Origin of the sequence: Shewanella sp. M-Br (assembly GCF_036245925.1) — a bacterium.
GTDB classification, from domain to species: Bacteria; Pseudomonadota; Gammaproteobacteria; order Enterobacterales; family Shewanellaceae; genus Shewanella; species Shewanella oncorhynchi.
This window is the reverse complement of the sequence record NZ_BJBV01000018.1, coordinates 13,163-38,021: the sequence shown is the minus strand read 5'-3', so window position 1 is coordinate 38,021 and position 24,859 is coordinate 13,163. Positions and strand designations below refer to the sequence as shown.

The 24,859-nt window shown below is 46.6% G+C and carries 20 protein-coding genes; 7 read left to right on the top strand and 13 right to left on the bottom strand.

Annotated elements, in window-relative coordinates; all coding sequences use genetic code 11:
* Window position 1 precedes the first annotated feature (1 nt).
* The 6 genes from AAA952_RS15425 to xthA all read left to right on the top strand — a co-directional run bounded on the left by AAA952_RS15425 (window position 2) and on the right by xthA (window position 7,191).
* Window positions 2–1,930: an IucA/IucC family protein gene (locus AAA952_RS15425; RefSeq protein WP_338258300.1), complete on the top strand. Its 1,929-nt coding sequence runs from the start codon at window positions 2–4 to the stop codon at window positions 1,928–1,930.
* 96 nt (window positions 1,931–2,026) lie between these two features.
* Entirely contained in the window at window positions 2,027–4,231 is a 2,205-nt protein-coding gene (locus tag AAA952_RS15420; protein WP_338258299.1) for a TonB-dependent siderophore receptor, read from the top strand.
* A 125-nt stretch (window positions 4,232–4,356) separates the two neighbouring features.
* Complete coding sequence (gene fhuF / locus AAA952_RS15415; RefSeq protein WP_338258297.1) at window positions 4,357–5,421, top strand: siderophore-iron reductase FhuF; 1,065 nt, start codon at window positions 4,357–4,359, stop codon at window positions 5,419–5,421.
* 113 nt (window positions 5,422–5,534) lie between these two features.
* A complete protein-coding gene (locus tag AAA952_RS15410) occupies window positions 5,535–6,080 on the top strand; it encodes a septation protein A (RefSeq protein WP_028761007.1) in 546 nt (181 codons plus the stop codon).
* Complete coding sequence (locus AAA952_RS15405; protein ID WP_028761008.1) at window positions 6,080–6,379, top strand: YciI family protein; 300 nt, start codon at window positions 6,080–6,082, stop codon at window positions 6,377–6,379. Before AAA952_RS15410 ends, AAA952_RS15405 begins: the two co-directional genes overlap by 1 nt.
* Window positions 6,379–7,191: an exodeoxyribonuclease III gene (gene xthA, locus AAA952_RS15400; RefSeq protein ID WP_028761009.1), complete on the top strand. Its 813-nt coding sequence runs from the start codon at window positions 6,379–6,381 to the stop codon at window positions 7,189–7,191. The genes AAA952_RS15405 and xthA overlap by 1 nt, the downstream gene beginning before the upstream one ends.
* 991 nt (window positions 7,192–8,182) lie before the next feature.
* On the opposite strand, the gene AAA952_RS15395 is transcribed toward xthA, so the two are convergent.
* From AAA952_RS15395 to AAA952_RS15350, 10 genes are all read right to left on the bottom strand, one after another.
* A complete protein-coding gene (locus AAA952_RS15395; protein ID WP_113940731.1) occupies window positions 8,183–8,608 on the bottom strand; it encodes an SMI1/KNR4 family protein in 426 nt (141 codons plus the stop codon).
* Window positions 8,609–8,795: 187 nt separating this feature from the next.
* The gene (locus tag AAA952_RS15390) at window positions 8,796–9,164 is read right to left on the bottom strand and encodes an SMI1/KNR4 family protein (protein ID WP_028761011.1); all 369 of its coding nucleotides are present in this window, start codon (window positions 9,162–9,164) and stop codon (window positions 8,796–8,798) included.
* A 485-nt stretch (window positions 9,165–9,649) separates the two neighbouring features.
* Window positions 9,650–11,101 (bottom strand): methyl-accepting chemotaxis protein, encoded by a 1,452-nt coding sequence (locus tag AAA952_RS15385; protein ID WP_338258289.1) that lies wholly within the window; start codon window positions 11,099–11,101, stop codon window positions 9,650–9,652.
* Between the two features lie 104 nt (window positions 11,102–11,205).
* Window positions 11,206–11,697, bottom strand: coding sequence for a DUF1097 domain-containing protein (locus AAA952_RS15380; protein WP_028761013.1), 492 nt, complete (start codon window positions 11,695–11,697; stop codon window positions 11,206–11,208).
* A 259-nt stretch (window positions 11,698–11,956) separates the two neighbouring features.
* Window positions 11,957–14,203, bottom strand: a complete 2,247-nt coding sequence (locus AAA952_RS15375) for a xanthine dehydrogenase family protein molybdopterin-binding subunit (protein WP_338258287.1) — start codon at window positions 14,201–14,203, stop codon at window positions 11,957–11,959.
* A gap of 1 nt (window position 14,204) precedes the next feature.
* Complete coding sequence (locus AAA952_RS15370) at window positions 14,205–14,708, bottom strand: (2Fe-2S)-binding protein (RefSeq protein ID WP_028761015.1); 504 nt, start codon at window positions 14,706–14,708, stop codon at window positions 14,205–14,207.
* Between the two features lie 3 nt (window positions 14,709–14,711).
* Window positions 14,712–15,479, bottom strand: a complete 768-nt coding sequence (locus AAA952_RS15365; protein ID WP_445190386.1) for a nucleotidyltransferase family protein — start codon at window positions 15,477–15,479, stop codon at window positions 14,712–14,714.
* Window positions 15,479–16,495 (bottom strand): XdhC family protein, encoded by a 1,017-nt coding sequence (locus AAA952_RS15360; RefSeq protein WP_338258283.1) that lies wholly within the window; start codon window positions 16,493–16,495, stop codon window positions 15,479–15,481. The genes AAA952_RS15365 and AAA952_RS15360 overlap by 1 nt, the downstream gene beginning before the upstream one ends.
* A 322-nt stretch (window positions 16,496–16,817) precedes the next feature.
* The gene (locus tag AAA952_RS15355) at window positions 16,818–18,557 is read right to left on the bottom strand and encodes a methyl-accepting chemotaxis protein (RefSeq protein WP_028761018.1); all 1,740 of its coding nucleotides are present in this window, start codon (window positions 18,555–18,557) and stop codon (window positions 16,818–16,820) included.
* Window positions 18,558–18,702: 145 nt separating this feature from the next.
* Entirely contained in the window at window positions 18,703–19,347 is a 645-nt protein-coding gene (locus AAA952_RS15350; RefSeq protein ID WP_131523516.1) for an MBL fold metallo-hydrolase, read from the bottom strand.
* 255 nt (window positions 19,348–19,602) lie between these two features.
* Here AAA952_RS15350 and AAA952_RS15345 point away from each other — a divergent pair, with 255 nt between their 5' ends.
* On the top strand, window positions 19,603–20,892 hold the full coding sequence (locus AAA952_RS15345) for an alpha/beta fold hydrolase (protein ID WP_338258278.1): 1,290 nt from the start codon (window positions 19,603–19,605) through the stop codon (window positions 20,890–20,892).
* A gap of 207 nt (window positions 20,893–21,099) precedes the next feature.
* Here the strand turns inward: AAA952_RS15345 and AAA952_RS15340 are convergent, their stop codons facing one another.
* The 3 genes from AAA952_RS15340 to AAA952_RS15330 are packed head-to-tail and all read right to left on the bottom strand — an operon-like array spanning window position 21,100 to window position 24,757.
* Window positions 21,100–21,483 carry a cytochrome c3 family protein gene (locus AAA952_RS15340; RefSeq protein ID WP_338258276.1) on the bottom strand — a complete coding sequence of 128 codons (384 nt, stop codon included), beginning with the start codon at window positions 21,481–21,483 and terminating at the stop codon, window positions 21,100–21,102.
* 42 nt (window positions 21,484–21,525) lie between these two features.
* Window positions 21,526–23,163 carry an HAL/PAL/TAL family ammonia-lyase gene (locus AAA952_RS15335; protein WP_338258274.1) on the bottom strand — a complete coding sequence of 546 codons (1,638 nt, stop codon included), beginning with the start codon at window positions 23,161–23,163 and terminating at the stop codon, window positions 21,526–21,528.
* Between the two features lie 40 nt (window positions 23,164–23,203).
* On the bottom strand, window positions 23,204–24,757 hold the full coding sequence (locus tag AAA952_RS15330; RefSeq protein WP_263146242.1) for a flavocytochrome c: 1,554 nt from the start codon (window positions 24,755–24,757) through the stop codon (window positions 23,204–23,206).
* Window positions 24,758–24,859: the final 102 nt, after the last annotated feature.

Below are 24,859 nucleotides of genomic sequence, written 5' to 3'. Positions count from 1 at the left end.
GATGAACTTACCCACAAAAGCCTTATTAATTAACCCATTGCCAACGCAAGATCATCATGATCAAGCAGTACATGCTCAACAAAGCTCGGCGCTATCGACAACATCAACTTCTATGCCAGAACATTTAACCTCCGCCTATTGGCAAGCGGCTAATCGTCATTTAGTGAAGAAAATCCTCTGCGAATTCACCCACGAGAAGCTCATTACGCCGACCCTGTACGGGCAAAAAGCGGGGCTCAATCACTATGAACTGCGGCTCAAAGACAGCACTTATTATTTTAGTGCGCGGCACTATCAGCTCGATCATCTCGCGATTGATGCCGATACCATCCGCGTTTCACTTGCAGGACAAGAGCAAATCCTCGATGCAATGTCGCTGATCATTTCCCTTAAAAATGACTTAGGGATCAGTGAAACCTTACTGCCCACGTATTTAGAGGAAATCACTAGCACCCTCTACAGCAAGGCGTACAAGTTAGCGCATCAGGCGATTCCCGCAGCCACGCTGGCGCGAGCCGATTATCAGAGCATAGAAGCGGGTATGACAGAAGGTCATCCGGTGTTTATTGCCAATAATGGCCGGATTGGTTTTGATATGCAGGATTACCGTCAATTTGCCCCTGAAAGCGCGATGCCGATGCAATTAGTCTGGCTTGGAGTGCGCAAGAGTAAGACCACGTTTGCAGCCCTCGAAAACTTGAGTCACGACGCGTTACTCAAGGAGGAGCTTGGCCAGCAGTTCGATGAATTTCAGCAGCATCTTAAAACCCAGCAGCATGATCCACAGGACTTCTACTTTATGCCTGTGCACCCTTGGCAGTGGCGTGAAAAAATCGCCCGCGTCTTTGCCGGCGACATAGCCCGTGGCGATCTGGTTTATCTTGGTGAAGGCAATGAGCAATATCAAGTGCAGCAATCGATACGCACTTTCTTCAATCTTGCATCACCGCAAAAGTGCTACGTCAAAACCGCGCTTTCTATCCTAAATATGGGCTTTATGCGTGGTCTATCGCCCCTTTACATGAGCTGCACACCGCAGATCAATGCGTGGGTTGCAAACTTGGTTGAAAACGATCCTTACTTTGCCCAACAAGGCTTTGTGATCCTGAAGGAAATTGCCGCAATAGGTTATCACCACACCTATTACGAGCAGGCACTCACCCAAGATAGCGCCTACAAAAAAATGCTTTCTGCCCTGTGGCGCGAAAGCCCACTGCCACACATTGCGCCTAAGCAAAATCTGATGACCATGGCAGCGCTACTGCATACGGATCATGAAGATAAGGCCCTTATTGCAGCCTTGATAGCCGCCTCAGGCTTACCAGCAAAGGATTGGGTCAGTCGCTACTTAAACCTGTATTTATCGCCGCTGTTACATGCCTTTTTCGCCTACGATCTGGTCTTTATGCCGCACGGGGAAAACCTGATCTTAGTGCTCGATGAATATGTGCCAGTCAAGATTTTGATGAAAGACATAGGCGAAGAAGTCGCGATACTCAATGGTGCGAAGCCGCTACCTGATGATGTAAAACGCCTTGCGGTGAGCCTTGAAGAAGAGATGAAGCTTAACTACATCTTACTGGATATTTTTGACTGTATTTTCCGCTACTTAGCACCGCTGCTCGATGAGCAAACCAGCGTCAGTGAAAGCCAATTCTGGGAGTTAGTGGCGGACAATGTACGTGACTACCAAGCCCAGCATCCACATTTGGCCGACAAGTTTGCCCAATACGATCTGTTTAAGGACAGTTTTGTACGCACCTGCCTTAATCGTATCCAATTGAATAACAACCAACAAATGATAGACCTCGCCGACAGGGAGAAAAACCTGCGTTTCGCCGGCGGCATCGACAATCCCTTGGCGGCCTTTAGACAAAGCCATGCCTTTAAGCGCCCTATGCTTAGCAGCGCTGAGCAAAGGACACGTTAACACACCACAAAGTGGATAACCCCGAAACTTTAGCATGGGCCAATGTTGGCCCAGCTTGTTTAACCCCCAACCTAAACGGAATTAAAGATCAACATTATGAAGACTTTTCCTCTCTCCAACATCGCACTCGTCTGTCGGCAAGTCCTCGTTAACCCGAAGCTATTGCTGTGCTCAGCCATGTTAGCCACGGTTCCCTATGCCACAGCTGACACTGTCGATGCGGATAGTAAAACTAAAAAGCACCAGAAAGAAATTGAAGTCATCAATGTCATTGGCGCTAAGGATTTACACGACAACCGTTATAAAACCCAAGCAATGAACACGGCAACTGGGCTCGATTTATCCTATCTAGAAACGCCGCAGTCGGTCACGTCTATCACCCGCCAAATGATGAATGATCAACAGCTTAATAGCGTGATTGATGCCATGACCAGCGTTGCGGGGATCAATGCCCGCCCAATGGATAACGACAGATACAGTATTAGTGCCCGCGGCATTGCCGTGACCAGCATTTTGTACGATGGCGTACCCACCACCTACGATACCCGCTTCAACTATGGGGATAATCTGATCGACACCGCCATCTACGAGCGAGTAGAAGTGGTACGCGGCGCGACTGGCCTCATGACGGGAGCCGGTAATCCCTCGGCGGCCATTAACCTTATCCGTAAACGCCCAACTCAAGAGTTTATGGGCAACACCTCGTTAAGTGTGGGCTCATGGAATAATGTGCGTGGTATGGTCGATGTTTCCAGCGGCTTAAATGACTCGGGTTCTGTGCGCGGTCGCGTGGTGGCCGCCTATCAGGATAAAGATTCATTCCAAGACAGGTACGAGCAGCAGCGCACAACGCTATACGGCATAGTCGAAACCGATATTGGCGATAGCACCTTATTCACCCTTGGTGTCGATTACCAAGATGCTACGCCGAGCGGCACTATGTCGGGCGGTTTACCGCTATTTTACAGCGATGGCAGTCGCACTAATTATGATCGTGCCACTTCAACGGCGCCCGATTGGGGCTCGGCGCATACCCAAGGACTCAACACCTTTGCGAGTCTCGAACACAGATTAGATAACGGTTGGAACCTAAAAGGGACTTACACCTACGGCGATAACTCATTGGAGTTCGATGTACTATGGGCCACGGGATATCCTGATCCTGTAACCAATATCGGCGCCACTGCAGGCTCTATCGCCTATGTCGACGGCAGTCGCACCCAACACAATGTGGATTTGCGCGCCGAAGGACAATACCAACTCTTTGGTCAGGAACATCAATTGATGTTTGGCTGGAATGGCCAACGCCAAGAGTTCGCCAATCCCTACTATTATCCCACTGCGGCAGTACCGCCTTTGGGGGATTTTCGCGATCCGAACTTCCAATATCCAAAACCTCAATGGAAGGAAACCTATACCACGGGTTCATTTGGCGAAACCAAACAGAGTGCAGCCTATGTGGCGACTCAGCTTAATCTCAGCGACGCGTTAGCTGTCCTCGTCGGATTACGCCTCAATGAGTGGGAAACCGACCAAGATAATTTTGGCAGCCGTTACGATTTCAACATCAGCAACGAACTCACCACTTACTTCGGCCTCACCTACGCCCTGACCGAGCAATATTCGCTCTATGCCAGTTATACGGATATTTTTGCACCGCAAACTAAGCAAAGAATCGATAAAAGCTACCTAGATCCAGTCAAAGGGAAAAACTACGAAGGCGGGATTAAGGCGAGCCTGTTCGATGAGGCTTTAGATATGTCGCTGTCGGTGTTTGAGATCAGGCAAGACAATGTCGGAGTCAGCACTGGCGATGTGATCCCAGGAACAACAACGCAAGTGTATGAAAGCGTAAACGGTACAAAAACACAGGGATTCGAATTTGAATCGACGGGTAAAATCACTGATGACTGGAATCTTTACTTAGGTTACACCCAGTTCACTAGCGAAGATCCTGAAGGCAAACGTGTCAGTACCACTTCACCACGCCAGCAATTAAAACTCTTCACCACTTATACCTTTGGCGGTGATTGGCATAAATTGCAAATAGGTGCGGGGGTTAACTGGCAGAGCCGCGTCTACCAAACAGTTAATTCGCCACTTGGCAAAGTCGAAGTCGAGCAAGGCTCTTACGCGCTAGCGAGTCTAATGGCGAGTTACGCCTTCACCGAGCAACTTAAGCTCAGCGCAAACCTGCACAACGCCTTAGATAAAAGCTACTACAGCCAAGTCGGTCAATACAGCCAATTCCAATACGGTACGCCGCGAAGTGCCAGCTTAACCTTGGACTATCGCTTCTAAGTCAGACTTTTATTGAGATCGTTCGAAAAAAACCTTGTGAGCCCCAATCTTTGGCTCACAAGGTAATCATTTACATGGGCTTATCAATAACCGCAGCAATCAATCACAGCCATTAAGGAGTCACTATGGCAAGCCAACGGAGAGACACCAGACTGCAAACATTGTGCGATACCTCGCCAAGCCACAACGCGTTGAATCAAACTATTTTGTCACTCAATCAGCTGTTACATGAGCGGGCCCCCTTCTATGGCGAACACCTTAGCGCAACCCAGTCACCTACAGGGCTCAGTTTTAATGAATGGAGCTGCGCCGATACTTATCAAAAACTCATTGCACGTTTTGCCATCGCACACCCTAGCGCAGAAACTCAGGTTGAAACCGAGGTTAGTCAAACAGCTGCAACCAGCCGAGCGCCCGCTTTCGCCATTAAAAGCGCCTTAGTCAGTAAAAGCACTACGGCCAGTAGAAAAGACACTCGCAAAGCGCTGCATTCACTTTGGGGCCAATGGTATTTTGGCCTTTTAGTTCCGCCTGTGATGGAGTGGATTTTTAACGCAAAAAAAGCCGATTTCGAGCCTATTCACTGGCAGCCACAGTCCGTGTTTATGCAGGTACACGCCAGTGGCCGAGTGGCAAAATTTGAATTTAAAATAACAAAGCAACAGCCAAATACCGCTTTGACCTTTAAAAAACACCACGGCATCGAACCACTTTCCCAAATAAACACTAAGCCAAGTTTCAAGACAGACACTAAGGTACAATCGCCATTAACCTCATATAAGCCGCCAGTTGATAAAGAACTCGCCCTACAAGGCCTTATCTTAAACTTACTGCAACCGAGTGTTGAGCGACTACTCACTTTGAGTCCCGTGCCCGCTAAATTATATTGGAGTCACTTAGGCTATCTGATCCACTGGTATCTAGGAGAGTTGGGATTATCTCAGCAACAAAGTCAGCAACTTAAGCAAGCTCTGTTTCGCAGAACGACCTTTTTTGATGGCACCCAAAATCCACTGTATAACAGCATCAATTTGATTGTTGAACCCAAAGAAGGCAGCACAAACATCCAATGCATTCGCCGTACTTGCTGCCTAAGGTATCAACTCGCCAACACTGGCCAATGCCACGATTGCCCACTACTAAGTCGCCCTAACGCTAAGACAAACGCAACCAAACAGGCACAAGTCTAACTTGCCCATTAAACCCATTTAATGGGCAAGATCGCAATCCTAGGCCCATGGTGCTTTTGCCCTTATGTTGCACATGCTACACTCAAGCCCATGTCTCTTTAACATGATTATTTATGAAACAACTGCTTGATTTCCTGCCCCTCGTCATCTTTTTTGCCGTTTATAAATTTTTCGATATTTATATCGCCAGCGGTGCATTGATCGCAGCCACCGCGCTTCAATTGATCGTGACCTATGCGCTATATAAGAAACTTGAAAAGATGCACTTAATCACCTTTGCTATGGTGACAGTGTTTGGCACACTCACTTTAGTGTTTCACGATGATTCTTTTATCAAGTGGAAAGTGACCATTATCTATAGTTTGTTTGCCATCGCCTTAGGTGTCAGTCAATTGCTCAATAAATCGATATTAAAGTCGATGTTAGGCAAAGAAATGCAAGTAGACGACAAAATTTGGGCTCGCGTAACTTGGTATTGGGTGATCTTTTTCGCCGCTTGTGGCCTAGTCAATATTTATGTCGCCTTTAGTTTGCCATTAGAAACTTGGGTCAATTTTAAAGTGTTTGGTTTAACCGCTTTAACCTTAATTAATACTGTCCTGACCGTATTTTATCTTTATAAACACCTTCCCGAAGATCAACGCAAGGAACTCAAATAATGTGGTATATGATTTCAGCTCAAGATTTTGAGAATAGTTTAGAAAAACGTTTAGCTGCACGCCCAGCCCATTTAGCTCGCCTGCAAGCCCTCGCCGATGAAGGTCGTTTACTGATCGCTGGCCCACACCCAGCCATAGACAGTGAAAACCCTGGTGATGCTGGCTTTAGTGGTTCACTGGTTGTCGCAGATTTTGAATCCTTAGTCGCAGCAAAACACTGGGCCGATGCCGATCCCTATATCGAAGCGGGCGTTTACCAAAGTGTTGTGGTTAAACCCTTTAAACGAGTCCTGCCTTAATGAAAATAGTGTCCTTTAACATCAATGGTCTGCGGGCACGCTTGCATCAATTGCAAGCCTTAATCGATAGCCACCAGCCCGACATTATCGGCCTGCAAGAAACCAAAGTGCACGATGAGGCGTTTCCATTAGCCGAAGTCGAAGCCATGGGATATCAAGTGCATTATCACGGCGGTAAAGCTCACTATGGTGTTGCCATGCTGTCTAAAGTCGCACCAGAAAAACTGCAAAAGGGTTTTCCAAGCGATGATGAAGATGCCCAGCGCCGCATGATTATCGGCACATTTACCCAAGCGAATGGTCGTCCATTGACTGTGTTCAACGGCTATTTCCCCCAAGGCGAAAGCATAGACCACCCAACAAAATATCCTGCTAAACGTAAGTTTTATCAGGATTTAATGCACTACTTGCAGACAAATCACAGCAACGATGAAGATATCGCCATCATAGGTGACATCAATATTTCGCCGACCGATTTAGACATAGGCATAGGTGAAGTCAATCGTAAGCGTTGGCTAAAAACCGGCAAATGTAGCTTCCAACCGGAAGAGCGTGAGTGGTTAAAAACCTTACAAGACTGGGGCTTAATCGACACTTTCCGTCAATTACACCCAGAGCGCATCGAACGTTATTCTTGGTTCGATTACCGCAGCAAAGGTTTCGATGACAACCGTGGCCTGCGTATTGATGTGATTTTAGCAACGCCTTCACTGGCAGCACGTTTAGTCGAATCCGATGTCGATTACGATCTGCGCGGCATAGATAAACCCTCAGATCATGCCCCCATTTGGAGCACGTTCAAAGAGGCTTAATCAGCTAACGTTCGACCATCTTAGTAGATATAAAACATCGGCTTAGGTCGATGTTTTTTTATGGGCGAAACATATTTTATCTTTGTCGTTCGATGAATAGTCAATGAGTCAGGTTTGAAACTGAACGTAATTCACTTTTGGACAGATATGTCTTGAAGACGAGTGTTTGGGGACCAATAATTTTAGTTGTGAGGAGTTTAGCGTTTGCAGATATCCACTCACACATGCTTGCCATGGTATTTGCTCGTCGACTCGCAGCCAGTCCATCCGTGGATGCTCGACCGCCCCATCTGATGTGAAAGGATTCACAAATGCCGCGATGGCATGGACGCCAAAGAGCGGCCATAGGGCGGACGGTCGTCTCGCAAATCACCATGGCTCACCTGTTTAGCATCGGCGAAACCTGTTTGTTTTAAAGAAATACGTAGCATGCTTTGGGACAAAAACGTGTTAGGTCATCAGCTATAACAGGTGAATTTCGCACAGAAATTTCTATGGTGTAACGCCTTGCTCAGTTGCATTTTTGGAGTAGAAGCTTTTGTGTTATCAAACACAAAAGAAGGAACGGAAAAATGTCAGATACAGCAATTTGTTATGTTCGCATTCTGATAATACTATCAACATATTGACGGACCATTATTCAACTTTCACATAGAAGAAATTACATTTACAACTGAAAAGACCAATTTGAGGATCTTTAGGTGTAATGCCCTTACGTTTAGCTTGTGAGTTAGCAACTTCTACAGCGTGCTTAATCTCATTAATTTCTTTGCTAGAGAGCCTTCTCGTATGCCCATGTACAGGACATCGTTCTCGTTCTCCATCACCCGATATTCGCTCTCCTGACATATCGATGCCCTCTTTCTAATTTCTACCGCTTTAAACATAACGCCACCAGCAACTGCCGGAGTGAGTTGGAAGCTTTTTTACGGCTTTTTGCAAAAAAGAAGACAGTTTACGGAGGTCAGATTGACTGGCCTTGTTAAACATTTTAGAACTTGAGCGAATAACCACTGGAAACCCACTCATTGAAATTTTCCGCCAACAATACCATAGACTCTTTCGCTAAATCGCCGAAAGGTACCCTATAAACTGGCCAGTCTTCTGAACTTATATTATGTGTGGTATCGAAGACAATTGACTCTCCCCCACCATCTGAACCAATAGCAACCAACCCAGGCAAGTATTGCTCGTAGCAATAGGCTTCTGTTAATTCGGATATCTCTTTAGCGCTCCAGAGCACAACTGAGTCATCTGGTTCTTGCACGCCAATCGGAGTTTCTGCCCCATTAGTTTCAAGCAAGAACTTCTTATACTCACTCGGAAGATCTGTTCCTAACCATTTCTCAAGAGCCTGAATTTCTTCAGCACTTGCTGGATTTTCCGGATATTCGAATTTATCTCGATATTTGCTCATAATGCTTAACGCCCATTTAAGGGGCTGATAATCGTTTGCTAAAATTGTGTAGCGAAGCGAAGTCGAGCAAACTGTTAGCAATCCCGCTTTAAATGCTTGTATGGGTTAACGTTTGGCTAAGGGGCAGGCTTTAACCCATCACTGAGAGCGGAGCGAACGATTTGAACCACTATTTAGGCTATCACAGTTACTCAAGGTCTACACAAACCTGCTTGTGCCATGCAGAAAGATTCGGCCATTCTTCCTTAGTGCTGCCGTTGTGAGACCAATAAATTATCTCACCCGTCTTTGCTATGCAGAAATAGTCGCCATTATCCTCGATGAATGGCAAAAGGTCTCTTGGAAGACCCATGACATTCCAGGCTGTTTCAGCAATGTCAAAGATATCAAGATGGCCAGAGCCGGGTAAAATTACCGCAGGCTCAAAGGTAGCGTTTGCAACATCGCTGCCAGACTTCAAAAATGATCGGTAGTCATCATGAAAACTGATGCCCAGTTTGCTTTCTGCGCTAGCTATTTCGGTATCTGTCGGGTTTCGAAATGGATCGTTATTCATAATTATTGTTGCCTAACGTTAAGCGGCGTCCCAAGCCAATTTTAATTGACCGAGGCGAACAAGTGATACTCTGGTGAACGTTTATCATCAACAAACAATTTAAAATTGCTTGATATTTTTCTTAAATATTTCCGATAAAGGTTAACACAATCAGCCATATAGAAACCATCAATTTCCCCAAATTCTATTTTTACAAAACACAGATTTCCACCGCCAACCACAGTGAAATACCCTCCGCAAAAAGGACATTTTCAGACATAACTTTCTCCCCTGAAATCTATGACCGTCAATTTAGATAATGTCACGCTGATAGAACGGAATGGGGCAATATAACTAAATAGTTCTTTGGGTACTTCCAAATTAAAATGGCGGAAATCTAAGATTTCCGCCATTTTCGGATGATACGTTACTACTTAACATAAGACTCAGTATCGGGCGTTATTGCTCAACACCCCATGCCGACGACTCACATTAAAGGTGACACATTAACTCGTGCGGTACTGCTTTAAAATGCCATCTAACTCGACCGAAGCATGGTGCAGATCATTGGCTAAGGTCACACTGCGCTGGGCCGTTTGTTTGATGGTTTCCGACTGATGGCGGATTTCATTCAATTGTCCGGCAATGTCGCGAGCGGCGACACTCTGCTCTTCCGCCGAGGCGGCAATTTGGCTGCTCATATCAAATACCGCATTGACCGATTGCGCCATGCCTTGAACATCATCACCGACGGCGATAATCGCACTGCGACCTTCATCGGCCTGATCGACTATCTCCATGGTAATGCTAGATAAACGACTCGTGCCAGATTGTAAGCCTTCAATCATGGACTGAATTTCTACCGTGGCCTGTTGAGTTCGACCCGCTAAGGTACGCACTTCATCGGCTACCACAGCAAAGCCACGACCTTGCTCACCGGCACGGGCCGCTTCAATGGCCGCATTTAAGGCTAATAAATTGGTTTGTTGGGAAATACTGTTAATGGTTGTGACCACGGCATCAATACTCGCCGCATCCTTAGACAATTGTTCCACCGATGAAAACGCCGCACCAATCTTAGTTGAGAGTAAACCAATGCTTTCCACTGTATGGCTAATACGCCCACGACTGGCCAACATTTGGCTTGAATTTTCCTTGGTTTGCAACGAAGTATTACTCGCATTAACAGAGACTTCTTCAATCGCTGAGGTCATTTGTGCCATCGCCACGGCAACGGAATCGAGGAATTGATGTTGGAACCCAATCAGTTTATCACTGGTGGCCGCCTGTTGATTAAATTCATCGGATGCCAATGATAAGGTCTGTGCATTTTTGCCAATGGCTGACACCATTTCACTCATATTGTCGGCGCAGCGATCGATTTCGCGGGCAATCAAACTGAAATCGTCAGTACCAAAGAAGTTTAATCTAAAGCTCAAATCACCATCGGCTAAGCGTTTGATGGCTAAGTACATGTCCCATAATCCACCACCGAGTGAAGTCGAAATCCAGTAACTCAGTTGGAATAAAGGCAACAAGCCCACTAATGCTAACCAGAACATAAAGTTAGCATCGCTACGCGCATCGGCTTCCCACTCATGGACATTCTGTGTCAGTTGTAAGGCTTGACCTGACACACTGGCGCTGGCCGTCACTTTATCCCCTTGACGCTGCGCGTCACTTTGCCTTGAAGTTACAGTTAACCCGTATTGGCTGGCAAATTGAGATAAGGCGTCAGCTTGTAGCTTTTGCGCCATTGCAACTTGCGCTAGGGTATCGACGCTAGCTTGAACCCGAGCGATAGAGGCCTGCTCAAGGTTACGGTGCGCATGTTGATAGTTGACAAGCGCCACGACGGCCGTGATCAGCGCCACCATAGAACACACTACCCAAAATTTTCCGTTGAGACTGAACTTGATCAATATGGCATCAATGGTACGAAACTGGATTTGTTTCATCTTGATAATTCCTAAGAACAAAATGCTATTTGGCACTAAATCAGCAGTATAGCTCAGATTGTCACGACAACTATGTCAGTCATAAGATCTGAGCAGGTATTATGCTAATCAGCGCTAGCAACTTGGTTACGTGTGGCGGCAGACCACTTTTGTGTCAGAGTAACCAACTGCCCTGTTAACAGGCTCATGCTAAAACCTAATAAGCCACCAATGATCAACGACGGCACGACATTGGCCACATCACCCGCCATAGCAAAGGTAGTGCAACAGCCAATAAATGCGCCGGGAATAAAGCTAAGCTTTTGATAACTTGCCTGTAAACACATGGCCGAAGTGGCTATGCCGGTAAAAATATACCCAAATACGGGCGAAATAAAAAAGCTGCTACCCGAGATAATGAGCCAAGCCCAAAATACACCGGACAGGTTTGTGCACCACGCCATCATCACACCCTGAAAACCAGCCTTAGGTTGAGCAAAAAAAGTGCTACAACCTAAAAAGCCGATCCAAGTGACCAGATGAAAAGCATCTGCGACGCCACACCAAATAGCCGCCAATAGGCCGGCAGAAATAGCGACTTGCCAACGATTTTCCATGGATGACCCCTTTAGTAATTCTATTCACGGAAGTTTATACCCTTGGGCGCTCTAAAATGTGTATTTTGAGGTAGCTAGGGTAAACATATTGGTTAAATTACCTCTATTTCGGTAACAAAAACCTGATCTATTGCTAATTTTCGGCATTAATGCCCGTAAAATCGCTAACAAGCAAATTTTTTGTGGTAAAAAAACGAAAAAAGCGCTTATTAGGCGCTTTTTTGTTCAAACGGCTTTCAGTTAACCCTCTTGCCGACACTTACACTCGCAATAGTTTATTCACGGGAAGATCGCGGATCCTCTGCCCCGTCGCCGCAAAAATCGCATTGGTTAAACTAGGGGCAACGGGCGGCACACCCGGCTCACCCACGCCTGCGGGCGGCGCATCGGATGCAATAATGATGATCTCCATATCGGGGGTTTGGGGAAGTCGCAGCAAAGGATAATCGTGGAAATTCGATTGCTGCACTTTACCCTCTTTGTAAGTGATTTCCCCCATCAAGGCTAAACTCAGGCCAAATATAATCGCACCTTCTGTCTGTGCTTTTACCCTATCAGGGTTAACTATTGTGCCCGCATCGATAGCAGCGATGGCATTTAGCACTTTAAGCTGTTTATCCTCACTCACTTCTACCAGCATAGCCACAGCGACGTAACTGACAAAACTGCGGTGCACGGCAAACCCCCAGCCCTGATTTTTACCCGCCTTGGGCGCCTTAGTTTGGGCTTTTTCGACCGCATCAATGACCCCAAAATAGCGGCTCACGTCCACGGGATGACGATTGAGCTCTTCGCCATAGTTGCCATATTTAAACTGTTGGTCGGTAAAGGTCTCACGCCTTGCTTCACCTAACAGGCTACGCCACATTGCAGGGCAAGAAACCTGAGCTCTGTGAGCCATTTCATCGACAAAACTGCCGACACTAAAACCGTGCTGAATGTTACACACAGAGCGCATCCAACCAATACGGCTATGCGCCTGCGCTTTTACCGCTTCGTATCTTAAATTTGGCAAAGCAAAGGGCACATCCACAAAGCCTAAATCCAACTCACCGCCAGAGGGATATTCCACCCCTTCAGCAAAGGTTGAACTGATCGATGGGAATCCCGTACGGGCTAAAAGCGCGGTCGGTTTGTTGCTGGCATCAAACAGCGCCTTATAGGACTGGGCGCTGATAGCATGGTAATAACCGTTTTGGATCTCATCCTCGCGGCTCCAACTCACTTTAATTGGACGCTTGAATTGCTTCGATAACAGCGCGGCTTCAACGCTAAAATCAGGTTTGGATTTACGCCCAAAACCACCACCCAATAGGGTGACATTCACTTTAATCGCATCTTCATCCATACCCAGCGCTGCGGCCACATTTTGCTGGGTACTTTGCGGCGTTTGGGTCGATGCCCAGATTTCACAGCCCTTTTCAGTCACATGGGCGGTGGCAACGGGCGGCTCGATAGAAGAATGAATTAAATAAGGCACGGTATAAACCGCCTTTAACGTATTCGCTTCGGGCCAGTTTTTGACCTCATCGCCAACTTGGCGCACAACATTACCGCTTTGCTGTACCCGCTCGACCAACTCTTTCAAATAAAGGCTTGAATCATGCTGACTGTTGTCGGCTTGAGTCCAAGTGACTTTTAAAGCTTTGCGCCCTTCAAGGGCACTCCACGTGTTTGTGGCGATGACAGCAACGCCACCTAAAGCCTGAAACGCGGGTGCGCCCTTAGCGGCGGGCAAACGATACACATCCACGACACCGGCCACTTTGCGCGCTGCGGTATAATCCAAGCTTGCCACATCGCTCCCGAGCACGGGCGGGCGCATGATGCTGGCGTAGAGCATGCCCTCGAGTTTGATATCGTAACCATAAATCGCGCTGCCACTTAACATGGCATCCATATCAACGATTTGACGTGATGCGCCAATCTGCTTGAAATCTTTAACGTCTTTAAAGGTTAATGACTCAACGGCAGGTACGGGTTGCTCTGATGCGGCTAACGCTAACTCGCCGAACTTGGCCGAGCGGCCCGATTTAGCATGCAACACTTTATGGCTAGCGGTATGCACCTCACTCACGGGAACTTGCCAGCGCGCAGCGGCAGCCTGCTCTAGCATGGTTCTTGCCATCGCCCCCATCTGGCGCATGCGGTCGTAATTTTCGCGAATACTGCGGCTACCGTCGGTGTTTTGGCTGGCATAACGTTTATCAGCTAAACCTTGAATAGGGACGATTTTATCCCAATCCGCTTCTAACTCTTCGGCTAAGACTTGCAGAATGCCGGTTCTGATCCCCTGTCCCATCTCGGAGCGATGGCAGGTGAGATATACTTTGTCGTCTTCACCAATGGCAATAAACAGATTCAGCCGCGCTTCTTTATCCTGCGCCAGCGCCATGGGGCTCCAAGTTAATCCACTCGCCCCTAATGCTAATCCACCACCCACTGCGCCAAACAGTTTTAACACATCGCGGCGGCTGATATTTTCTACGGCAGTAAAAGTACTCATATTAGCCCTCCTGTTTGGCATAGTTTTGCAGTGCGGCTTTGATCCTAGGATAGGTGCCGCAGCGGCAGATATTCCCCGACATGGCCGAGTTGATTTGTGCTTCAGAAGGTTTCGGATGCTGCGCCACTAACGCCGCAGCCGACATCAGTTGTCCCGCCTGACAATAGCCGCACTGGGGCACGTTATGTTCGGCCCAAGCATTTTTAAGCTTTTGATTATCCAGCCCTTCAATTGTTGTCAGACGTTTTCCCTGTGCCTGCCCCAAACTGGTTAAACAGGCGCGTACGGGTTGGCCGTCTAAATGCACAGTGCAAGCACCGCATAACCCTGCACCACAACCATATTTAGTGCCCGTGAGCCCTAAAATATCCCGTAACGCCCACAGGATTGGCATTTTAGGATCGGCATCTAAGGTGAATGATTTACCGTTGATGAAAAGTGTTTGGGTGGAAGCGGCGGTACTGGCTTCCTTGATAACTGCAGTGGTTGATAATACTTCTGCCATAACTCACTCCTTAAGTGCCAACCACGACGCAAGATCGGCTTGGGTATCAATATCAATTGCGGCGCGGGGTAGTGTTATAGCGACTAACGCTCCCTGCTGTGCTTGTTGTTTTAGAATCGATTTCGCCCCGCGATCACCACTCAAGTGAGTGAACTGCGGTAATGTAGAGGCATTAAAAATAGCAGGTACGCCTAAATCATCCAAATAATGGGCGGCAACGTCTTTACCGGTTTCATGCCATGTCAAAATCAGTTGTCGATAATCGTCTGCACTCAAGGCCACTTGGTCTGCCAATGTCAGCAGCATGGCATCAAAGCCCTGCTCCTTGGCATAGCTTGCCGCCAAACTCACTGAGGATGCCAAGCCTGTTTGCCACTGTGGATTAACTAAAATATCAAAGGGTTGGCGGGAATGAAGCTCGACTAATAATGGCTGCAATATGTGCTGATGAGCACCGAGTATGATTAACAAAGGCGTATGCTGGAGCGAATGAATGTCTTGGCGATCCACACCTAAATCTTGGCAACTAAGCTGCTGTAAACGCTCAACATGAGTGTTAATGATGGTTTGTTCGCGAATTTTCGTAGCGCTATGTGATGGTAGAAGTTGCGCTAACTTTACCCCATCAAAGCGCTTACTCTCACCCGCCGCAAGTACCACAATCAGCAGCCGTTTGGATGAAAGTGGCGTTTGCTCTGTCAACGTTAGCGCTGCCGACTTTGGTGCTGAAGACATTAGTACAGAAGGCTTTTGCACTGGCGGCAACGTCATCAACGCATTATCTCATCGAGATGTTTTAAGGTTGCGCCATGGAGCACGCCGTGACACTGGGCCAAAATACTTAACGCCACGGCACTCGGTAACTCGCCGCCAAGGGCAAGCCCCGCGGGAGCAGAAAATACCCCAGTAAAAGATTCAGCACTGAGCCCTGCCATTCCAAGCACTTTATCCCGTCGATGGGCGGGACCAAGCAAGGCGATATAGGCTAGCGGATGCGCTTGAATAACCTTTAATGCCGCAGCATCTAAGCCCAAGTTATGGTTCATCACCACGGCGCAATCCAATTGAGCGATATGATTCGCGGTTAATTCCCCCGCGGTCAGTTTCACTATATGGGCATGGGGGAAATCCGCCGCTCTGGCATAGGCGGTACGACCATCGAAAACAGTCACTTGCCAACCTAAAGTGTGGGCCATGGCGGCAACGGGCTTAGCATCGATACCACCGCCAAAGATCCCAAGATAGAATCTTGGTCTCAAGGGAATAATCAATGATTCTCCCGCGTCTTGGGTGAAGACGCCCGTGCGAACAAAATCGCTAGCGGGGAACGGCGTCAACTCCTCAGAATAAAACGCAGCGTGATACTGGCGCGCATCAGTCCCCGCTTTGACTAAAGGCAATTGGTAAAACCCCGACCGACCGTGACGAAATGCCTGCACTAGCTCAACTAAGCCAAGATCATGATTCTCTTTTAGCAGAGGGATCAACATGATATCTACTATGCCACCACAACCGAGTCGATAGCTGGCATCGGACTCATCGCTTGCATCATAGGTGACGCACATGACTTGCTTAGTCTGCATGGCATTTTGAGCATGGCGACGTAAATCGGCTTCTAAACAGCCGCCACTTAACATACCCACGCCTTGACCAAACTCATGGAACAACATCATAGCGCCGGGTTTGCGATAGGCCGAACCTTGAATTTTGGTGATCACCGCAAGCACCCAAGCGTCATCCGCCAGTGGTAGCCAATGCTCTAGTAAATCTTCGATTTGGTGATCCATCCGCAAGGACTCCATTGGGTTAGGGAGATTTAAAAAATTTAATGCGCTTATCGCTATTGAAACTATCAACCGTTAATAACGCAGCTATCGACGTCTATTTGTCATCAAAGCTTGACGCAAGTTTTATCAGTAAATAAAACCGCTTCGTCAAACGCTCGCATTAAACATATGGACAACCAAGTTAGCAAAGGCGTGTGCGTATTGAAAGGAGTAATAGATTTCAAAAAGTGTTGAAGCATAAAATATGTTCAGGGGAAGTTAAAGAGGAAGAATTGACGTCCATGTCTGAGTGGCGTTTGTTCGCAAATCAACCACATTTCATCTAAAACTGGTATTCGCCCGCCTTAGTGCGCAGTATCTGGGATTGGTTGTCTAGACTAATGGATGTCGATTCAATCTGTTCGATAATCTGTGATACTTCACGGGAATTATCGCGGATCACCATCATGCTCGAAGCGATTTCTTTAGAAACCAAGGATTGTTCTTCGGTTGAAGCGGCAACCTGAGTATTGATCCCATGAATCGCTTCCGTACTATGGCGAATATCCTCAAATACTGCCACGATACGTTGCAGTTCTACCCCCGCCTTTTGCATTAGCGTCGCCGCTTGAGTCACAGATGTACCCACTTGATTGGTACGGCTTTGAAGGCTTGCGACAATATCATCGATTTCCTTGGTGGAATCTTGAGTGCGCTGGGCTAATGATCGAACCTCATCAGCTACCACTGCGAAGCCTCGTCCTTGCTCACCGGCCCGTGCGGCTTCGATCGCGGCATTCAGTGCCAGCAAATTCGTCTGCTCCGCAATCGCCTTAATCACACTCAACACATTGCTGACTTGGGTACTTTCGTTCACTAGATGCGACATAGAGTCTTGAGTATTCCTAAACTCAGTTTCTAATACCGACATGGCTTTCAACGCTTCCGATACTGTCTGTTTACCTACAGTGACATGCGTTTCATTTTCGGCGGCGCGGCTTTCAGCATTCGAAGTGCTCTCACTCACATGCACTAAGGTCGTGGTCATTTCTTCCATCGCACTGGCGCTGGCATCCAGTTCTCTCGCCACCCGATTTGAGCTTTCACGCGAAATTTGAATTGATGCTTTAGTTTGCTTAGCTAAATCAGCCACCTCTTTTGCAATGCCATCCGTCGTCGATAATGAACTGGCAAGGGAAGAGATAAACAAGTTGATTTGATTAACGATTTCGCCAATTTCCCCCTGAGTCGTAACAGAGATCCGCCGCGCAAGATTTTTAGAACGCTGAATATCGAGCAATTCAACACAAGTCTGCACTAAGGGAGTCACAATCCTGCTCTTAACGATAATAAATCCGCCAACGGCGGCTAAAATCACGATAAATAACACCAGTTGGGACCAGTTTAATGCCGCATGCAGGGAGTCGAGTCGGTTATTCACATCACCATCGGTACGTTTATCCAATGCTGTAAAAAACTCATCAATCGGCTGCATGATCTTAGCTTTTTCTCTGTGGTATTGGTCGCTATGTAATAACTCCCTCGCCATAGTTAAGTTAGGCTCACCTTTGATCGTGTAAGTTTGGGTGTTGGGATCCATAAAAATACCTTTGACGGCATTCATGGCTTTCACTTCGAGGGCAACTAACGCATCTGAGTTTTGCTGAGCTTGTTCAAGGTAACGGAATTCTTCATCAGAAAAACCGAGGGACTTCATTTGCGTGTTTATCGCAATGCTAGCACCGTCGGGTTTTGGCTTATCGCCATAGCTCAGCACCAAATCCCAGTAAATCTGGTGATATTTTTCAGGTCTAGACTTCTCACCATTACGGATAGCCAAAATATCCATATACATTTTTTCGTATTTTTCATCACCCGTAACAGCGTAAGTTCGAGCGAGACGCGTTAGGTCATCGGAACTTTGTCTTAACTCATCGGCGACTTGATAGGACTGATATCGGACGCTAGCCGCATCATTAAAGAGATCGATTTTAGACTTAACATTGAAGCTCAATACCGCAGAAATCACGGCACTCGCGACTATGGTCGAAAAGACCACGCTCATCATTGTTTTTGTTTTCATACTTACCCCAGTAGACGGAAGAACTGCTTTAAGTCTAGAAGGAAAAACAGAAAACATAAAAAAGGTTGGTTTATTAGTTGAAATAATCATTTGATTTGCGAGTGATTATCGCTCACAAATCAAGCAATGCTGAATGGCGTCTCAATTACAGTAAAAGTTGGTCCGCGACAAAGGGGTTATGCTCGCGCTCTTCGCCAAAAGTCGACATAGGACCATGCCCAGGAATGAATTCAACCTCGGCGCCTAAGGGCCACAGTTTTTCGGTGATCGAGTGAATTAAATCCTGATGATTTGATTGGGGGAAATCAGTGCGGCCGATAGAACTTCGAAACAAAATATCCCCCACCCACGCCAACTTAGATTGGGCAGAGAAAAGTGCAATGTGTCCCGGCGTATGCCCAGGGCAATGCAGCACAGATAAACTTTGCTCGCCCACTTTAACAATATCGCCATCCTGCAGATATTGATCCGGTTCAAAGGCATCGCAATGGGGAAAACCAAAATTTTGGCTTTGCTTAGGTAAGTTATCAATCCAGAATTTATCGGCAATATGCGGGCCAATAATCGGCACATTGGCGGCTTTCGCTAAGGCTTTTGCACCACCGACATGATCGATATGCCCATGGGTAAGGAGGATTTTTTCGAGGACGAGTCCAAGTTTCGCCACTTCGTTTTGGATCCTATCAATATTCCCACCGGGATCCACGACTGCCGCACGCTTGGTTTTTTCACACCAGATCAAGCTGCAATTTTGCTGAAAAGGTGTCACTGGAATAATCTGATACTTCATAGCTTCAATCTCGTGTTATCCATAAGCGATAGATTACGCTAAGAAACTCATCATGGCTCAAATTTATATCCAAAAAATTGATCTTCACCAAAAGCTAATCAAATAATCCTAGCTTACGACATAAACTATTTTGTCTATACCCAAGTTAGCTGAAGATACGCGTTTCAGGTAGCCTAGGTTACTGCATCTTCAGCTTATTTGGGTATACAATCTGCCAATCACAATAACATGATCCTCTGCCATTAAGGTTGTTTGATGAAACCCGATATTATTCTCGCCGGAGTGCTGGCGAAAAAACACACTTTTACCTTGCCCCTCAACTATCAAAATCCAATTGCAGAGCAAATCCAAGTGTTTGCCAGAGAACTCTGTAGCCCAGAAAACAAAGATAAAAAACTACCTTATATCGTATTTTTTCAAGGCGGCCCTGGATTTGCGGCCATGCGTCCCGCCAGCAACAGCGGCTGGATCCGCCGCGCATTAAAAGAATATCGAGTGTTATTACTCGATCAACGTGGTACAGGCTTATCAACACCGATTAATTACCAAAGCCTGCAACACTTAGATCCCGCAGCTCAAGCGGATTACCTAAGCCATTTCAGGGCTGACAATATCATTCGTGATGCCGAAACGATTCGTGCCCAGCTTTGTCCCGCCGAAAAGTGGGCGATTCTCGGCCAAAGTTTCGGGGGATTTTGCGTGTTACATTATTTAAGCGCCGCCCCTCAAGGCGTCAGTGAAGCCTATATCACGGGTGGCATACCATCATTAACCCGTAGCAGCGACGACGTCTATCTTGCGACTTATCAACGCGTACTGGCGAAGAATAAACAATTTTTCCAACGCTTCCACGATGCTCAACATCTCGTCACTCGCTTAGCAAAACATTTGCTTGAAAATGAAGTGTATTTGGCAACGGGTGAACGCCTCACGGTTGAAATGTTGCAACTGCTGGGTATTAATATTGGAATGGAGCAAGGACCTGAATCGGTTTATTATTTGCTTGAACAAGCCTTGATCAACACGGCTTCAGGGACAGTCGTTAACCCGTTATTTTTAAATCATTTCGGTCAAATGCTCGATTACAACACTAACCCAATTTTTGCCCTGTTGCATGAGGCCATTTACTGCGAACACTCAGCTTCACAATGGTCTGCACACAGGGTTAGACAGCAATTCCCCGCCTTTAACTATCAACAAGGTAAACCGTTTTTATTCACAGGTGAGATGATATACCCATGGATGTTTGACCAATTTAGTCACTTAGTGCCGCTTAAAGCCGCGGCAGAAATCCTTGCCCATAAATCAGATTGGCCAACACTTTACAATCTAGAGCAACTGGCACAAAACCGAGTCCCTGTTGCAGCGGCCATTTACAGTGAAGATATGTTTGTAGAGATGCAATACAGTTTAGAAACCACAAAACAAGTTGGCAGGCTAAAGTATTGGTTAACATCAGAATATGAGCACAACGGCATCCGCATGGATGGAGAAAGCATACTGGATAAGCTCATCAGCTTAAACCGAGGCGACACCTTAAGATAAATGTGAGCTTTAAGGGCTAATTAAGTTAATGCTGAGATTATATGCCTGCTCCTCATCAGTTGAGTGATTTTGGCAAGCTTTAACGACCCATTTCCGTATGAGTAAACCGTTTTGGTTTACTCTTTTTTTTGCAAAAAATGCACTCACCTTCGGCGAGTGCATTGCCCAATAAAATAGACGACAAAGCAAAGTGACAAAATCTTAAAACTATCGCTTCATTTTAGGATAAGTAAATTCATGACATTGATTACAATAAACTTTGCTTTCTTTATGTTCTTGATGACAGTAGGTACATGGTAAATCAGAACCGTAATGTAAACTGTCATGGGGATTGGGCTCGACCGAATGCCTCGCGTCTTCAGGTCGCTTAGTCAGTTTAGCCACATCCTGAGGAGAACCATGGCAGTTAGCGCACACTGCGGCATCAGGTATGGTCTTACGCTTTACATCACCATGACAGGCAGTACAGTCGACCTGACCATTTTCACTTGTCATCACATCCTTATGATAATTCTTAATATTCATCGCATTTGTTGTTATTGGCAGCATGAACATGCAACCAAGTAAAAGTGTATATAAGGGTTTTAACATCAGACTCTTCCTATAGCGGGGCATATTGCCCCGCATAACATATTAATAATTTGCGATAAATTCAGTTGAAGTTTGGATATCAGGCGTGAATGGGCGATCTTGAGCAACAAATGGCACTTTTTCTCGGTAAGCCTTGTACATGGCTTCGGTCGCTTTACCTAAATGAAGATCTGGAGTGGCCAACTTACGTAAATCAATCGCTTGACTTGAATGCAGCAACTCTAAACCGTAGATCACACGTGTGTTGTCAACAATCTGGATCAAATTGTCCGCAGCAAGCTTGAGGTTAGTGAAAGTATCTTCAATTCCCCCCGCAATTGAGATCCCATCAAATGACACTGGGGTCGCCAACTGTTTATTACGAACTTGCATATCTACAAACACTTTTTGAATCGCGCCAAAAGCATGACCATTATTACCTGGAGCACTTAAAAAACGGGGTAAGTTAGTAAAATGGTCATCAGATAAATGGATGGTGCGCATAACACTGTTATGGGATACATGTGTCAGAGCGACACTCAAGTTTTGTACTGCCAATGCAACAGGCAAAGGTTCAAAGTTCGTGGTTGGAAACACACCACCTTGCCCTTCGACGATATACTTAGCAACCTGTGGAAACTTCGCATACTCATTCGATGCGCCAACAATAACTGCAGGGTTATCATCCGAATGATTTATTTGAATATTTACCACATCATTCAATTCTGCTAACGCTTGTTCAGCACTGGCTAACGTGTATGCTGTCGTTCGGTAACTGAGAGGGTCCTGCAAAGGACGTTCATCATTAAGCTGCCATAAATAACTGCCATCTAACTGTTTTAGAATGTCACTTGTGCTGGCTTTAATATAAGGGAAAGGACGAATATCATTGGTTTGTGGTAAAAATGGAGCAACATTACCATTTAATCCCTCAAGGCTTAAACCAAATAGCGTTGGCGAGATAGAGAGTAATTGCTTGGCCTCACGGTAACCTTTCATCGCATAAGCTACTGAAAACGAATTGTTAGACAGAATTGATAGCGCATCTTTCCCCATAGGCACAAGTGGTGTAATTCCGGCATCCGCCATAGCATCTTTACTGCTAACACGTTGTCCTTTGTAGAATACTTCCCACTCACCCACCATAGCTAACCCGACATGGGATGAGAGCAAAATATCCGCTTCACCTACAGTACCGTGGGCGGGGATGACTGGCGTTAACCCTTTGTTAAGGTATGCCTCATAGAGTTCAGCCACAACAGGTTGCACCCCTGTTTGTCCCGCGAGCATAGTATTTAAGCGTACCGCCAAAGCTAATCGAGTTAACCGAATCGGTGCAGCGTCACCGACGCCAGCACTATGGGCTCGAAAAGTGCTGTAGTTAAAGTTACGTGATGCCTCAAGCACTTCATCACTTAACTTGCCATTGGCATCAAATAACTTGTGATCTTTGTTCAAACCAACGCCCACAGTAAGACCATAAACAGGCTTACCTAAACGAGCAGCTTCCATCAACAAACTATTAGCTTTAACGAGTTGGGTTTTCGCTTGAGATGCAATCTTGACTTTAGCGCCATCGGCGATTGCCCATGCTTGTTCTTGCGTTAAATGTTTACCATCGAGGACAACGTGCTCCATCGCTAAAGCACTCCCAGAGAGTAGGCTTAAAGTAAGCGATGCCATCAACACTGATTTATTCATTACCATTCTCCAATACATTGTAATTTTTAATAAAATCTAATTATGCTTGCTTAAGCACCGCCGCCTTTGCCGCGGCACAATTTCGGCCCGCGTTGCGACCAGTAACAACGCCCTCTGCGACAGCACAAGCGCCTAAACGGCTAGCACCGTGAATTCCTCCGGTTGCTTCACCTGCGGCATACAGCCCTGGAATGGCTTGGTTGGTGACTAAATGCAGTACTTCTGATCGGGTATTCACTTTAACGCCGCCCATGCAATAGTGAACTTTTGGCCACATACGAACGGCATACCAAGGCCCTTTATCTAGCACAATGGCTTCTTGCAGAGGACGTGCGAATTCTTTATCAACACCATTTTTTACCGCTTCGTTCCAACGGGCGACTTGAGCTTTTAGTGCTTTGGCTGGCATACCATAAATAGCAGCAAGTTCGTCTAAGGTTTCTGCTTTACTAATCACCTTATATTTCAGTCCCCAATCTAAGGTTTGCGCCTTACTAGCCCCTTCTGCATTAGTGAAACCAATAGGATAAACAGGCTGACCATGTTCATCACGGCGAGTCATGATAGCGTCAGCTCTCGCTTTACGATCTGCAAGTTCATTGAAAAAACGTTCACCAGTGCGCACATCCACCACAATACCGTGGGGATAGGTCGCAATCGTGTTGAACTGGGATGCAGTACCAAAGCCTTTTTCATCGGGAGATGCCCATGGGCCGAGTTGAATTTGGTCTAAATGAATAGGGTTAGCACCTAAGAGCATCATTTGCTTTAGGGCTTCTGAAGTTGCACCAGCATGATTGGTGGAATCTAAGTCGTTATTTAACTCAGGTAGTTGCATCATGCGATATTCAATATCGCGACCAAAGCCCCCCGTTGCCATGACAACACCACGGCGCGCGCCTATGCGACGTATTTTACCGGTTCGCTCATTAGGGAAATAAAAACCTTCACGAACTTCGACCCCAATCACGCGACCATCGAGATCTTTCACAAAGCTTTCGAGCTTGGTCTGATTTCTCATCACCACGCCTTTATCTCTCGCGGCGTTAATCAGCGGTCTGATAATACCTGCCCCTGAACTTTCAACGGTTTGCAAGACTCGTTGTATTGAGTGTCCACCAAAATGCTGCACAAAAGGTTTCCACTTAACCCCATGTTCAATCAACCACTGACAGGATTCAGCCGTGCCATTACACACCAGTTTTAACATCTCAACATCGTTCATGCCCCGACCTGCTCGCATCATATCGGCGACCATTTCATCGACAGAATCATTAATTCCGGCCTGTTTTTGCAACTCAGAGCCCGCCACAGCCATGGCACCGCCATTGATTGTTGAGTTACCGCCAAAGACAGGCATCTTGTCCACAACCATCACACTGACACCGACTTCCCTTGCTTGTAATGCTGCAGACATACCAGCAAAGCCGCTGCCGACGACCAGCACATCTACAATCTCGTCGAATGCTTCAGGAACAGCATCGCAACTTGCTGTTGCAGGTAAGGCTATTGCAGCCCCAAAGCCCGCAGCCATCACAGCCCCACCTTTTAGCAACTGCCGACGGCCCGTATCAATATCTTGAGTTTTACTCATGCTTACTTCCTTCAATAATGGCTGGAACTTGTCAGCATGGAAGTGCATGCGCTGTGCCAAGCACCTAAAAAGAGGTAATTAAGTGGGGAACTTTGATTGGAG

What these genes read in the sequence shown, in the direction of transcription:
- AAA952_RS15380 (WP_028761013.1), bottom strand. Translation starts at nt 11,697, where the DNA reads ATGGAAAATCGTTGGCAAGTCGCTATTTCTGCCGGCCTATTGGCGGCT.
- AAA952_RS15350 (WP_131523516.1), bottom strand. Translation starts at nt 19,347, where the DNA reads ATGAAGTATCAGATTATTCCAGTGACACCTTTTCAGCAAAATTGCAGC.
- AAA952_RS15355 (WP_028761018.1), bottom strand. Translation starts at nt 18,557, where the DNA reads ATGAAAACAAAAACAATGATGAGCGTGGTCTTTTCGACCATAGTCGCG.
- AAA952_RS15405 (WP_028761008.1), top strand. Translation starts at nt 6,080, where the DNA reads ATGTGGTATATGATTTCAGCTCAAGATTTTGAGAATAGTTTAGAAAAA.
- AAA952_RS15425 (WP_338258300.1), top strand. Translation starts at nt 2, where the DNA reads ATGAACTTACCCACAAAAGCCTTATTAATTAACCCATTGCCAACGCAA.
- AAA952_RS15330 (WP_263146242.1), bottom strand. Translation starts at nt 24,757, where the DNA reads ATGAGTAAAACTCAAGATATTGATACGGGCCGTCGGCAGTTGCTAAAA.
- AAA952_RS15365 (WP_445190386.1), bottom strand. Translation starts at nt 15,479, where the DNA reads ATGACGTTGCCGCCAGTGCAAAAGCCTTCTGTACTAATGTCTTCAGCA.
- AAA952_RS15385 (WP_338258289.1), bottom strand. Translation starts at nt 11,101, where the DNA reads ATGAAACAAATCCAGTTTCGTACCATTGATGCCATATTGATCAAGTTC.
- AAA952_RS15335 (WP_338258274.1), bottom strand. Translation starts at nt 23,163, where the DNA reads ATGAATAAATCAGTGTTGATGGCATCGCTTACTTTAAGCCTACTCTCT.
- AAA952_RS15370 (WP_028761015.1), bottom strand. Translation starts at nt 14,708, where the DNA reads ATGGCAGAAGTATTATCAACCACTGCAGTTATCAAGGAAGCCAGTACC.
- AAA952_RS15390 (WP_028761011.1), bottom strand. Translation starts at nt 9,164, where the DNA reads ATGAATAACGATCCATTTCGAAACCCGACAGATACCGAAATAGCTAGC.
- AAA952_RS15375 (WP_338258287.1), bottom strand. Translation starts at nt 14,203, where the DNA reads ATGAGTACTTTTACTGCCGTAGAAAATATCAGCCGCCGCGATGTGTTA.
- AAA952_RS15420 (WP_338258299.1), top strand. Translation starts at nt 2,027, where the DNA reads ATGAAGACTTTTCCTCTCTCCAACATCGCACTCGTCTGTCGGCAAGTC.
- AAA952_RS15410 (WP_028761007.1), top strand. Translation starts at nt 5,535, where the DNA reads ATGAAACAACTGCTTGATTTCCTGCCCCTCGTCATCTTTTTTGCCGTT.
- fhuF (WP_338258297.1), top strand. Translation starts at nt 4,357, where the DNA reads ATGGCAAGCCAACGGAGAGACACCAGACTGCAAACATTGTGCGATACC.
- AAA952_RS15340 (WP_338258276.1), bottom strand. Translation starts at nt 21,483, where the DNA reads ATGTTAAAACCCTTATATACACTTTTACTTGGTTGCATGTTCATGCTG.
- AAA952_RS15395 (WP_113940731.1), bottom strand. Translation starts at nt 8,608, where the DNA reads ATGAGCAAATATCGAGATAAATTCGAATATCCGGAAAATCCAGCAAGT.
- AAA952_RS15345 (WP_338258278.1), top strand. Translation starts at nt 19,603, where the DNA reads ATGAAACCCGATATTATTCTCGCCGGAGTGCTGGCGAAAAAACACACT.
- AAA952_RS15360 (WP_338258283.1), bottom strand. Translation starts at nt 16,495, where the DNA reads ATGGATCACCAAATCGAAGATTTACTAGAGCATTGGCTACCACTGGCG.
- xthA (WP_028761009.1), top strand. Translation starts at nt 6,379, where the DNA reads ATGAAAATAGTGTCCTTTAACATCAATGGTCTGCGGGCACGCTTGCAT.